This window comes from Streptomyces sp. WM6378, from assembly GCF_001279695.1.
GTDB lineage: Bacteria > Actinomycetota > Actinomycetes > Streptomycetales > Streptomycetaceae > Streptomyces.
Genome location: NZ_LGDD01000038.1, coordinates 1 through 13786 on the forward strand (window position 1 = coordinate 1; position 13786 = coordinate 13786).

The 13786-nt window shown below is 72.7% G+C and carries 2 protein-coding genes; both read right to left on the minus strand.

The window, feature by feature from the left end; translation table 11 throughout:
- The coding region (locus tag ADK54_RS06375) for a type I polyketide synthase (protein ID WP_420717266.1) at positions 1 to 6473 on the minus strand (6473 nt) is incomplete at its 3' end.
- A gap of 196 nt (positions 6474 to 6669) precedes the next feature.
- A partial coding sequence (locus tag ADK54_RS06380) for a type I polyketide synthase (protein ID WP_159047644.1) occupies positions 6670 to 13786 on the minus strand: 7117 nt, incomplete at its 5' end.

Below are 13786 nucleotides of genomic sequence, written 5' to 3' on the forward strand. Positions count from 1 at the left end.
ACGGTCTGGTTCAGCAGCTCCACGTCCCCACCCCACACCACGTCCCGCAACGGACGGTCCAGATGCTCGTCCAAGGAAGCGCACACCGCGTCGAACGCCCCCGCGAAAACCGGATAGCGACCATACAACTCCCGCCCCATACCCAGGCGTTGCGACCCCTGACCCGAGAACAGGAAGGCGTCCCTGCCGGTGTGCGCCGTGCCGGTGTCCAGGGCGGGATCGGCCTCGCCCGCGGCCAGTGCGGACAGGGCCCGCAGCGCGGTGGCGTGGTCGTGGGCACGGACGGCCGCGCGGTGGGCGAGGGCCGTGCGGTGCGTCATCAGCGTGTGGGCGACGTCGGTGAGCCGGGGTGCGGGCTCGTGGTCCAGGTGGGAGCGGAGTCGGGCCGCCTGGGCGCGCAGGGCGTTCTCGCCCTTGGCCGAGAGCAGCAGCGGTACCGTCCCGTCGGGGGCGGTGGTGGACGGTTCGGGTTCGGTGGCCGGGGGCAGTTCCAGGACCACGTGTGCGTTGGTGCCGCTGATGCCGAAGGCGGAGACGGCCGCGCGTCGCGGGCGGCCGGTCTCGGGCCAGTCGGTGTTCTCGGTGAGCAGTTCGACGGCGCCCGCGGTCCAGTCGACGTGTTCGGTGGGTTCGTCGACGTGCAGGGTGCGCGGCAGCATCCCGTGCCGCATCGCCAGCACCATCTTCATCACGCCCGCCACACCGGCGGCGGCCTGGGTGTGCCCGAGGTTGGACTTCACCGCGCCGAGCAGCAACGGCTGCTCCGCCGGCCGCTCCTGGCCGTAGGTGGCCAGCAGTGCCTGGGCCTCGATCGGGTCGCCGAGTGTCGTACCGGTGCCGTGTGCCTCCACGGCGTCGACGTCGCCGGCGGCCAACTGGGCGTTGGCCAGGGCCTGTCGGATCACCCGCTGCTGGGACGGGCCGCTGGGTGCGCTCAAGCCGTTGGACGCGCCGTCCTGGTTGACGGCGGAGCCGCGTACGACGGCGAGTACCTGGTGGCCGTTGCGGCGGGCGTCGCTGAGCCGCTCCACCAGCAGCAGGCCGACGCCTTCGCTCCAGCCGGTGCCGTCGGCGGCGGCCGCGAACGGCTTGCAGCGGCCGTCGGGGGCCAGCCCGCGCTGCCGGGCGAACTCCACGAAGGACGACGGGGTGGACATCACGGTCACACCGCCCGCGACCGCCAGGGAGCACTCACCCTGACGCAGCGCCTGCGCCGCCATGTGCAGAGCCACCAGCGAGGAGGAACACGCGGTGTCCACGGTGACGGCGGGTCCTTCGAAGCCGAAGGTGTAGGAGACCCGGCCGGAGACGACGCTCAGGGCGTTGCCGGTGAGCCGGTGCCCGCTCGCTTCGTCCTGTGCCGTGTCCAGGACGGCGCCGTAGTCCTGGGTGTTGGTGCCCGCGAAGACCCCGGTGCTGCTGCCGCGGAGGGACTCCGGGTCGATGCCCGCCTGTTCGAGCACCTCCCAGGTGGTTTCCAGGAGCAGTCGCTGCTGCGGGTCCATGGCGAGGGCCTCGCGCGGCGAGATGCCGAAGAAGTCGGCGTCGAAGCCGGCCACACCGTCCAGGAAGCCGCCGTCGCGGACGTAGGTGGTGCCCTGGTGGTCGGGGTCGGGGTGGTAGACGCGGTCCAGGTCCCAGCCCCGGTCAGTGGGCATGGGGGCGATGGCGTCGCCGCCCTCGGCCAGCAGCCGCCACAGGGCCGCGGGCGAGTCCACGCCGCCGGGGAAGCGGCAGGCCATGCCGACGATCGCCACCGGTTCGTCGAGGGCGGCGGCCGATGCCTGTACGACCGTGGCGGGCCCCGTGGCGCCCAGGACTTCGGCGCGCAGGTATGCGGCGACCGCGGCGGCGCTGGGGTGGTCGAACAGCAGGGTGGCAGGCAGTCGCAGTGCCGTCGCGGCGGAGAGCCGGTTGCGCAGGTCGACCGCCATGAGCGAGTCGAATCCCTGCTCGCGGAAGGCGCGTTGGGCGTCGATGGTGTCCGGTGTGGGGTGGCCGAGGGACTTGGCGGCCTCTTCCCTGACCATGGTCAGGAACGCCTGTTCCTGTTCGGCGGGCGGCAGTGCGGCGATCCGGTCGCGCAGGGGGGAGCCTTCGCGGCGCGGGCCGTCCGCGGGGCGGACCGCGCGGCGGGCCTCGGGCAGGTCGCCGATGAGGGGGCTGGGGCGGACGGCGGTCAGGGCAGGGGCGTAGGCGCTCCAGTCGATGTCGGCCACGGTCACGTGGGTCATGCCCTGGGCGAGGGCCTGGCGCAGGGCGGCGAGCGCGGGGGCCGCGGCCATGGGCTGCAGTCCGTCGCGGCTCATCCGGTCGGCGACGTCACTGTCGACGGCCATACCGTCGCCCGCCCAGGGGCCCCAGGACACGGAGGTGGCCGGGAGGCCCTGCTGGTGGCGCTGTTCGGCGAGGGCGTCCAAGTAGGCGTTGGCGGCGGCGTAGTTGCCCTGTCCGGCGTTGCCCAGGACGCCGACGACCGAGGAGAACAGCACGAAGTGGTCCAGGTCCAGGTCCTGGGTGAGCTCGTGCAGGTGCTGTGCGGCCTGCGCCTTGGGGCGCAGTACGGTCTCGAAGCGCTCGGGGGTGAGCGCTGCCAGTACGCCGTCGTCCAGCACGCCCGCTGCGTGCACGACGCCGGTCAGCGGCAGGTGCGGCGGGATGTCCGCGAGGACGGCCGCCAGGGCGTCCCGGTCGGCGACGTCGCAGGCGGCGAGGGTCACCTCGACGCCGCGGTCGGTGAGTGCGGCCGCGAGTTCGGGTGCGCCGGGGGCCTGGGAGCCGCGGCGGCTGGTGAGTACGAGGTGTTGGGCTCCGGCGTCAGCCAGCCAGTGGGCGAGGTGTGCGCCGAGGGCGCCGGTGCCGCCGGTGACCAGGACGGTGCCGTGGGTGCTCCACTGGGCGTCGGTGTCGCCGCCGGGTGCGGTCCGTTCCAGGCGGCGGGTGAAGACCCCGGCCGGGCGGATCGCGACCTGGTCCTCGTCGCCGGCGAGGGTGCTCAGCAGCGCGGAGACGGTCCGCCCGTCCAGGTTCTCGGGTAGGTCGACGAGCCCGCCCCAGCTCTGCGGGGACTCCAGCGCGGCTACCCGGCCCAGGCCCCAGGTCTGCGCCTGTACGGGGTTGTTGAGCGCGTCGTGCAGGTCGACGGCGACGGCGCGGCGGGTCACGCTCCATAAGGGTGCCTGGGTGCCTGTGGCCTCCAGGGCGCGCAGCAGCGCGGTGGTGGCGGTCAGGCCGCGCGGCACGGAGGGCAGCTGCGGGTGGGGGCGCTCGTCGAGGGCCAGCAGGGAGAGCACGCCGTCGACCGGGGTGTCGGGCCGGGCGAGGGCGTCGCCGGGATCGTCGGTGTCGGGCAGTTCCCGTACGTCGGTGTGCAGGCCCTGGTCGCGCAGGGCGTCCAGGAGGCGGACGGTCCACGGGTCGTCGGTGGCGCCGTCGGGCAGGACGACGAGCCAGTGGCCCGTGGCGACGGGGTCGTTGGAAGCGGTGCGCGGGGTCCAGTGGGTGCGGTAGCCGAAGCGGTCCGCGGCGGCCTGGATGCGGCGTTGCCGGCGCCAGGAGGAGAGGGTGGGCAGGAGGTTGCCGAGGGAGTCCGCGTCGCTGCCGTCGATGGCGAGGACGGCCGACAGCTCCTGGAGGTCCTCGCGCTCGACGGCGGCCCAGAATCCGGCCTCGCCCGCCTCGGCGGCGGCCGCTTCCGCCGGCTCGTGTTCGGCCGGGTCCAGCCAGTACCACTGGCGCTGGAAGGCGTAGGTGGGCAGTCCCACGTGGGGAGCGCTGCGGGCGCCCAGGCAGGCGGACCAGTCGACGTGGGCGCCGTGCGCGAAGGCGGTGGCGACGCCCGCGGTGAGGGTGGGTGCTTCGGGGCGGCCGGTGCGCAGGAGGGAGACCAGGACAGGGGGGAGGGGCTCGTCGGGGGTGGTCAGACAGTCCTGGACCATGGGGGTGAGGACGGCATCGGGGCCGATCTCCACGAAGGTGGTGATGCCCTCGGCTTCGAGGGTGCGCACGGCGGCGCAGAAACGGACCGCTTCTCGGACCTGCCGGACCCAGTAGTCGGGCGAGCACAGTTCGTCGTCGGTGGCGAGCTCGCCGGTCACCGTGGACACCACGGGGATGCGGGGGGCATGGAAGGTCAGGCCGCCGGCGACGCGCCGGAAGTCCTCCAACATGCCGTCCATGTGCGGGGAGTGGAAGGCGTGACTGACCCTCAGACGTTTGGTACGGCGGCCCTGCGCTGCCCAGTGGGCCGCGATCTCGGTCACGGCCTGTTCGTCGCCCGAAATGACGGTGGAGTCGGGCCCGTTGGCGGCGGCGACGGAGACCTGCCCCTCGTGGCCCGCCAGGCTGTCCCGGATCTCCTTCTCGGTGGCCTGGATCGCCACCATGGCGCCGCCTTCGGGCAGTGCCTGCATCAGGGTGCCCCGCGCGGCGACCAGTCGTGCGGCGTCCTGGAGGGTCAGCACGCCGCTGACGTGGGCGGCGGTGATTTCGCCGATGGAGTGGCCGACGACGGCCTGGGGGGTCACGCCCCAGGATTCGACGAGCCGGAACAGGGCGGTTTCCAACGCGAAGAGGGCGGCCTGGGTGTAGGCGGTCCGGTCGAGGAGGGCGGCGTCGGCGCTGCCTTCGTCGGCGAAGACGACGTCGTGCAGCGGCCGGTCCAGGTGCGGGTCGAGCTCGGCGCACACCGCGTCGAAGGCGGCGGCGAACGCGGGGTACGCAGCGTGCAGTCCGCGTCCCATGCCCAGGCGCTGGGAGCCCTGCCCGGCGAAGAGGAACGCGGTGGCGGTCTTGGCGGCGACGCCGCTGACCAGGCCGGTGGTGGTGCGGCCCGTGGCCAGGGCGTCCAGGCCGTCCAGGAACGCGTCCCGGTCGTCCGCGACGAGTACCGCGCGGTGCTCCATCAGGGCCCGGGTGTCCACGAGGGCGTGGGCGACGGCGGCCGGTTCGAGGTCGGCACGCTCCCGTACGTGGCGGCCGAGGCGTTCGGCCTGGGCGCGCAGGGCCCCTTCGGTGCGGGCGGACAGGATCCAGGGCAGCGTGCCCGACCGGGCGGCCGGCTCGGGGGCGGCTTCGGCCTCGTGGGCGGGCGCCTGTTCCAGGATGACGTGGGCGTTGGTGCCGCTGATGCCGAAGGAGGAGACGGCGGCGCGGCGGGGCCGATCAGTGCTCGGCCAGGGTTCGGCTTCGGCGAGGAGCCTGGCATGGCCGTCGCTCCAGTCGACGTGCCCGGTGGGCTCGTCCAGGTGCAGGGACTTGGGCAGTTGTCCGTGCCGCATCGCCAGGACCATCTTCATCACACCGGCGATACCGGCGGCGGACTGGGTGTGCCCGATGTTGGACTTCATGGAGCCGATCAACACGGGCCGGTCCGCGGGGCGCTGCTGCCCGTACGTGGCCAGCAGGGCATGCGCCTCGATGGGGTCGCCGAGGGTGGTGCCGGTGCCGTGCGCCTCCACGGCGTCGATGTCCGCGGTGGTCAGGCCCGCGGCGGTCAGGGCCTGGCGGATGACGCTCTGCTGCGAGGGGCCGTTGGGGGCGGTCAGGCCGTTCGAGGCGCCGTCCTGGTTGACGGCCGAGCCCTTCACCACGGCCAGTACGGGGTGGCCGTTGCGCACCGCGTCGCTGAGCCGCTCCACCAGCAGCAGGCCGACGCCCTCGCTCCAGCCGGTGCCGTCGGCGGTGTCCGCGAACGGCTTGCAGCGGCCGTCGGGGGCCAGGCCGCGCTGGCGGGAGAACTCCACGAACAGCTGCGGCGTGGACATCACGGTCGCGCCGCCCACCAGGGCCATGCCGCACTCGCCGCGCCGCAGCGCGTGCATCGCCAGGTGCAGGGCGACCAGCGACGAGGAGCAGGCCGTGTCCACGGTCAGTGCGGGGCCTTCCAGACCGAGGACGTAGGAGATCCGGCCGGAGGCGATGCTGATGTGGTTGCCGGTCAGCAGGTGTCCGCCGACCTCGTCGGTGCGTCGGCCCGCCTCGGCGTCGTAGCCGCCGTAGTCGGTGCCGACGAAGACACCGGTGCGGCTGCCGGCGAGGGATTGCGGGTCGATGCCGGCGCGTTCGACGGCTTCCCACGCGGTTTCCAGCAGCAGTCGCTGCTGGGGGTCCATGGCGAGCGCCTCGCGCGGGGAGATCCCGAAGAAGGCGGGATCGAACTCGCCCGCGTCATGGAGGAATCCGCCCTCGCGGGCGTAGGCGGTGCCCTGGTGGGCCGGGTCGGGGTGGTAGAGGCCCTCCAGGTCCCAGCCACGGTTGCGGGGGAACGAGGAGATCGCGTCGACTCCGTCGCGTAGCAGCTCCCAGAGCTCTTCCGGCGTGCGGACGCCGCCGGGGAAGCGGCAGGCCATCGAGACGATCGCGATCGGCTCTCGCTGCTTCGCCTCCGTCTCGTCCAATTGCTGACGAGTCTCGTGAAGGTCTGCGATCGCGCGCTTGAGGTACTCGCGCAGCTTCTCCTCGTTCGACATCAGGACGCCAATCGTTCGGTGGAATGCCGGACTTCGGGAACAGAGCGTCGACACGCACGTCCGACCGGTTCCCCGCCATCTTCCACGCGGTGGACTGCGGGTTTCCGTAGTTGAGTGCCGGAATGCGCCGCGGCGGGCGGCCCGGTGGCCGCCCGCCGTGACGTTCTGTTCCTGTGCGCTGGTCAGGTGTGTGCCGTGGTTACGCCTCGCCGAGGGTGGCGAGCCATTCCTTGACGATCCGCGCGGTCTCCGGAGCGTCGTCGCGCACCATGGAGAAGTGGTCGGCTTCCACGAGGCGCACCTCGGCCGTCGGGAACGCCTTGCTCTTCGCGTCCTCGGCCGCAGCGGCCGCGACGGCCTCCAAGGCGACGGTCTCCTGGGTGGCGCGGACGACCAGCACGGGGGCGGTCGTGTGCGATACCTCAAGTTGGCTGAGCAGGTTCATCCACCGTCCCATGCCGGACAGCCTGGAGTTCGTCATCCGCACCGGCGATTCCTCGTCGACCCGGAAGTTGTGGTGCATCAGCCTGTCGTAGTCGATCTCGTCCTCGTCGTCGTGCCGGATGCTGACCGAGTCCAGCAGCACCACCGCTGCGGGCTTGATGCCCCAGGTGGCCTCCAGCAGACCGGCGGCGGCGTAGGCGTAGGTACCGCCGGAGGAGTGCCCGGTCAGGATGAACGGGTTGCCGTCGCTCGCGCGCAGGGCGCTCTCCGCGATGGTCCTGACCGCGGTCATCACCGTGGCCGGTACCCGTTCCCCGGCGGCGAAGCCGACCAGGGGCAGCGCGCAGACGTGCCGTTCGCCCCGGAAGGGCGCGGCGAACCTGGCGTACTCGTGGACGCCGCCGTTGGCGGTGGGTGTGCTGACGCAGATCATCCGCGGTTCGACGGGGCCTTCGGCGAGCGCGGTCGGCAGCGGCAGTTCCTCCAGTTCTGCTGTGTTCTCGAAGGTCTGGCGCAGGCCGGTCAGGGCCCGCAGCATGAGCCTGGCCTCCGGGAACTTGCCGTTGTCCATGGCATCGAGGAACAGCCGCTCCAGCGAGTCGGGTTCCGGCCCGGCCAGGAGCAGGTTCCCCGCGGACGCGGAGCCGGCGAGTCCGGGCTGTGCGGCGAATTCGCTGCGCAGCCGTGCGCCGAGGTCGGCGGAGGTCTTGGTGTCGAAGACCAGTGTCGCCGGCAGTTGCAGTCCGGTGGCCGTGGCGAGCCGGTTGCGCAGCTCGATCGAGGTCAGCGAGTCGAGACCGAGCTCGTAGAAGTCCCGGCGGGGCTCGATCTCCGCCGGGGACGCGTAGCCGAGGATGAGGGCGGCCTCGCCGCGGACGAGGTCGACGAGGTGGCCGACGCGCTCGCCTTCCGGCAGCTCCAACAGTTGCTGGGCGAAGGTGGCCGGGGTGCCGGACGTGCTCGTGGCGTTCGAGGCGGTCCGCCTGCTGTGGCGGACCAGGCCGCGGAACATCGGGGGAATCTCCCCCTGCGGCACCCGGGCGCCGGGGATCAGGCCCACCGCCATCACGACGGGCTCGACGTAGTCGCGAGCGCTGTCGAACAGTTCCATGCCCTCCTTGATGGAGACGGGCGCCATGCCGTTGAGCCGCATGCGCGCCACGGTGGCCTGGTTCAGCGATTCGGCCATGCCGCCGCCGTCCCAGTGACCCCACACCAGCGACTGGCCCGGCAGGCCCAGGGCGGCGCGGTGCCGGACCAGGCCGTCGAGGAAGGCGTTCGCGGACGCGTAGTTGGCCACGCCCGGGGCTCCCAGCACGCCGGAGACGGAGGAGAACATGATGAACCCGGCCAGGCCGAGGTCCTTGGTGGCCTCGTGCAGATGCCAGGCGGCGTCCACCTTCGGGCGCAGCACCGGCGTCAGGCGCTCCGGAGTCAGCGCGGTCACCACGCCGTCGTCGAGGACACCGGCGAGGTGGACGACCGCGGTCAGCGGGTGCTCCGCCGGGATGGCGGCCAGGAGTCCGGCGAGCGCATCCGGGTCGGCCGTGTCACAGGCCACGATCGTGGGCAACGCGCCCAACTCCCGCAGTTCCTCGGTGAGTTCGCCCGCCCCGGAAGCCTTCGGGCCGCTGCGGCTGACCAGCAGCAGGTGCCGGGTACCGTTCGCGGCGAGCCACCGGGCCAGTTCGATGCCGAGGCCGCCGGTACCACCGGTGATCAGTACGGTCCCCTCGGGGTCCCACTGCGACGGCCGTGTCTCGGCGTCGGTGGGCAGCCACGCCAGCCGCCCCATGAGCACCGCCTTGTCGCGCACGACGAACTGGGTCTCGCCGGAGGGCAGCAGGCCGGGCAGCGCCTCGACGAGCACCGCCAGGTCACCGCCGTCACCGTTCTCGTCCAGCTCCTCGACGTCGGCCAGGACGAAGCGGCCGGGGTGTTCCGCGATCGTCGAGCGCACCAGGCCCCAGAGGGCGGAACCGGCCAGGTCACCGCCGTCCACCGCACCACGCGTCAGGAACACCAGCTGGGAGGTGGTGAAGCGCGCGTCGGCGATCCACTCCTGCGCCAGCAGCAGGGCCTGGGTCGTCAGCTCGTGCACGGCCGCCGGGAAGCCGCCTTGCGCGCGGGGCACGGGAACCACGACCAGGTCCGGGGTGCCCGTGATGTCGGCGAGTGAGGCGGTTCCCAAGGGCGCCAGGACGGTGCTCCGGAGATCGGGTACGTCCTCTGTACGCGGTGCCGGGATCCACTCCAGGCGCAGTAGCCGGTCCCGCTGGCTGCGGACGGCCCGCTTGGGAGCTTCCGCCAGGGCGCGCAGCGTGAGGTGGCGCGCCGACAGGACGGGTTCCCCGGCGGCGTCGACCGCCGTGACGCTGACGGAGTCCGCACCGGTCTTCGTGATCCGTGCCCGTACCGCCGAGGCGCCGGAGGCGTGCAGCGACACGTCCTTCCAGGAGGCGGCGTAGGAGAGGCGCTCCTCGTCGCCCGCGCCGCTGAACGCGGCGCCGTGCAGGACCGCTTCGAGCAGTGCCGGGTGCAGGCCGAAGGACGGGGCGTCGGAGGCGAGGCCGTCCGGGAGTTCGGCTTCGACGAACGTGTCGTCGCCGCGGACCCAGGCCGCTTGCAGCCCGCGGAAGGCGGCGCCGAACCCCGTCCCGTCGTAGTAGTCGTCCACGTCGACGTCGGAGGCGTCGCGAGGCGGCCAGTCGGACGCGTCGAAGTCCGCGGTGTGCTCGCCGGTGGTGAGGGTGCCGGTGGCGTGCCGGGTCCACGGTTCGTCCGGTGTGGCCTGGGGCCGTGAGAAGAACCGGATCTGCCGGTCGCCCTCGTCGTCGGGGGCGCCCAGCCACACCTGGAGCACCAGGGCCGTGCCGTCGGTGAGCGCCAGCGGTGTGTCGAGGGCGAGTTCGGCGACGCGGTCGCAGCCGAACTGGTCGCCGGCCCGGACGGCCAGTTCGACGAAGCCGGAGGCCGGGAAGACGGCCGTGCCGCCCGCCACGTGGTCCTTGAGCCAGGGGTGGGTCTCCATCGACAGGCGGCTGGTGAACAGCATGCCGTCGCCGTCCGCCAGCGGCACCGCCGCGCCGAGCAGCGGGTGCTCGGTGGGCAGCAGACCCGCGGAGGTCACATCGCCCGCCAGTGCCCTGCGCTTCGGCCAGTACCGCTGGCGCTGGAACGGGTAGGTGGGCAGGTCGACGTGGCGGGCGCCGGTGCCGTCGAAGATCCTGGCCCAGTCCGCGTCGACTCCGGCGACGTGCAGCTGCGCCAGGGTGGTGAGCAGGGCCGTCTCCTCGGGGCGGTCCTTGCGCAGGGCGCTGACGGCGACGACGGCGCCGACACTGCCGCCGGTGCCATCCACGTTGTGCGGGACCATCCCGGTCAGTGCCCCGTCGAGGCCCAGCTCCAGGAAGGCCGAGACGTCCTCGGCGGCCAGGGTGCGTACCGCGTCGGCGAAGCGGACGGGCTCGCGGACGTTGCGGACCCAGTAGTCGGCGCAGCGCATCAGGTCGTCCGAGGCCCTCTCGCCGGTCACGGTCGAGACAAGGGGGATGCGCGGTTCCTGGTAGGTGAGGCCCTCGGCCACCTGGCGGAATTCGTCCAGGATCGGGTCCATCAGCGGGCAGTGGCCGGCGACCTGCACCGCCACCTGCCGCGTCTTGCGGCCCTCGGCGGCGAATGCCTCGGCGATGCGCTGTGTGGCGGGTCCGTCGCCGGCGACGACGACGGCCTGCGGTCCGTTGATCGCCGCGATCGAGACGCCGTCGACGAGCCGCGCGGTCGCCTCCTTCTCGCTAGCCTGGATCGCCACCATGATGGCGCCCTGGCCCTCAAGGGTGTTCATCAGCCGCCCGCGGGCGGCCGCCAAGGTGCAGCCGTCCTCCAGCGAGAGGACCCCGGCGACGTGCGCGGCGGCGATCTCTCCGAACGAGTGCCCGCCGACGAAGTCGGGGCGGACGCCCCAGGATTCGACGAGCCGGAACAGCGCCACCTGGATGGCGAACATGGCCGGCTGGGTGAACACGGTCCGGTCCAGCCGCTCGGCGTCGGTGAGCATCACCTCCCGCACCTCGTCGTCGAAGTGGGCCAGTACCGCGTCCAGTGCCTCGGCGAACACCGGGAACCGGTCGTACAGTTCGCGGCCCATCCCGACCCGCTGCCCGCCCTGGCCCGGGAAGAGCATCGCCAGCGAACGGTCCTCGGCCGTACCGCGCGCCACCTCGTCCCCGGTGTCCCCGGCCAGCAGCACCGCGCGGTGCTCGAACAGCGGCCGCCCGGTGGCCAGCGAGAAGCCCACATCGGCCGGCGCGAGTTCCGGCCGCTCACCGACCCAGTCCCGGAGCTGCCCGATCCCGTCGGCCAGCGCCTGGGGCGACCTGCCCGACACCAGCCACGGGACGGCCTGCGGCTCGACGGGCCGGGTGTCCCGGTCCGGCCGCTCGGCGCTCTCCGGTGCCTGTTCGAGGATGGCGTGGGCGTTGGTGCCGCTCATGCCGAACGAGGAGACCGCGCCGCGGCGCGGGCGGCCGGTGTCCGGCCAGTCGGTCTGCTCCGTGAGGAGCTTGACGTCGCCCGCCGTCCAGTCGACGTGCGAGGAGGGCGTGCCGATGTAGAGGGAGCGCGGCAGCACACCGTGCCGCAGCGACAGGACCATCTTGATGACGCCGGAGACGCCGGCCGCCGCCATGGTGTGGCCGATGTTCGACTTGAGCGAGCCCAGCATCAGCGGCTGTCCCTCGGCCCGGTCCTGACCGTAGGTGGCGAGCAGCGCCTGGGCCTCGATCGGGTCGCCGAGCGAGGTGCCGGTGCCGTGCGCCTCGACGGCGTCCACGTCGCCCGTCGAGAGCCCGGCGTTCGTCAGGGCCTGGCGGATGACGTGCTGCTGGGACGGGCCGTTGGGGGCCGTCAGGCCGTTGGAGGCGCCGTCCTGGTTGACGGCCGAGCCGCGGACGACGGCGAGGATCTCGTGTCCGTTGCGGCGGGCGTCGGACAGCCGCTCCAGGACGAGTACGCCCACACCTTCGGCCCAGCTCGTACCGTCGGCGTCGTCGGAGAACGCCTTGCACCGGCCGTCCGACGCCAGCGCACCCTGCCGGCTGAATCCGGCGATGCTCATAGGCGTGGACAGCAGCGTCACGCCGCCGGCCAGTGCCAGCGAGCACTCGCCGCTGCGCAGTGCGTGGGCCGCCAGGTGGAGCGAGACGAGCGAGGAGGAACACGCGGTGTCGACGGTGAGGGCCGGACCCTCCAGGCCGAACGTGTAGGAGAGCCGCCCGGAGAGGACGCTGCCGGCGAGCCCGGTGCTGGCGTGGGCCTCGACGTCCTCGCTGGAGTTCATCAGGATGCTGCCGTAGTCGGAGCCGCTGGTGCCGACGAAGACGCCGGTCTCGGTGCCCCGCAGGGATACCGGGTCGATGCCGGCCCGCTCGATGGCCTCCCAGGAGGTCTCCAGCATCAGCCGCTGCTGCGGGTCCATCGCCATGGCTTCGCGAGGGGAGATGCCGAAGAAGGGGGCGTCGAAGTCGCCGAGGTCGTCCAGGAATCCGCCCCTGGACGAGGAACTGCGGCCCTGGTCGCCCTCCGCCCCGCCGAGCAGGGTCTCCAGGTCCCAGCCGCGGTCCGTCGGGAAGGCGGAGATGCCGTCGCGCCCGTCGACGACGAGCCGCCACAGGTCCTCCGGGGACCGCACACCGCCGGGCAGCCGGCAGGCCATGCCGACGATGGCGACCGGATCGTCGGCGGACACCGTGCTGATCGCGGCGGGGGCGTGGGCCTCGTCGTGCTCGTCGAGGAGGACGGCGATGAGGTGGCCGGCGAGTGCGGTGGGGTTGGGGTAGTCGAAGACGAGGGTGGCGGGCAGCCGCAGGCCGGTGGCCGTGGAGAGCCGGTTGCGGAGTTCGACGGCGGTCAGCGAGTCGAAGCCCAGGTCGTGGAAGTCCCGCCGGATGTCGATCGCCTTGGCCGAGGCGTGCCCGAGCACGGCGGCGGCCTCGGTCCGTACGAGATCGACCGTGAAGGCGCTCCGCTCGTCCGGGGGCAGCTCCGTCAGTCGCCGGGTCAGTCGCAGGACCGCTTCGGTGCCGCCGGCGGAGACCGCTGCCGTACGGCGGGCGCCCTGCTCGCCGGAGTCCGCGAGGGTCAGCGTGGCGCCCAGCAGCGGGTGCTCCGCAGACCGAAGACCCGCACCAGTCACATCCCCGACGAGCGCGGCAGGCCGGGGCCAGTACCGCTCGCGTTGGAAGGGATAGGTCGGCAGGTCCACCCGGTGGGCGCCGGTACCGGCGAACCACGCGGCCCAGTCCACCGCCACACCCGTCACGTGCAACCGCGCCAACGCCGACAGCAGCGCCAACTCCTCGGGACGGTCCTTACGCAGCGCACTGACGAACACCGCAGCCTCGTCCGCGCCATGCTGCGCCATCGCCGTCAACACACCGTCCGGACCCAACTCCAAGAAGACCGAAGCTCCTTCGCCCTCCAGGGCACGCACGCCGTCCGCGAACCGCACCGTCTCCCGCACATGCCGCACCCAGTAATCAGGCGAGCACACCAACTCCTCGGAGGCCAGTTCCCCAGTCACGTTCGAGACCATCGGAATCGCCGGCGCCTTGAACGACAGGCCCTCGGCCACCTTCCGGAAGTCCTCCAGCATCGGCTCAATCAACACCGAATGGAAAGCATGACTCACCGACAGCCGCCGCGACTTGTGCCCCTCACCCGCCAGTTCCTCGGAAATCCGCAGAACCTGGGACTCCTCCCCCGCGATCACCACTGCCTCGGGCCCGTTGACCGCCGCGATCGACACCCCGTCGACCAACCGAGCCGCCACCACCTCCTCGGCCGCCTGCACGACTACCATCGCCCCACCCACC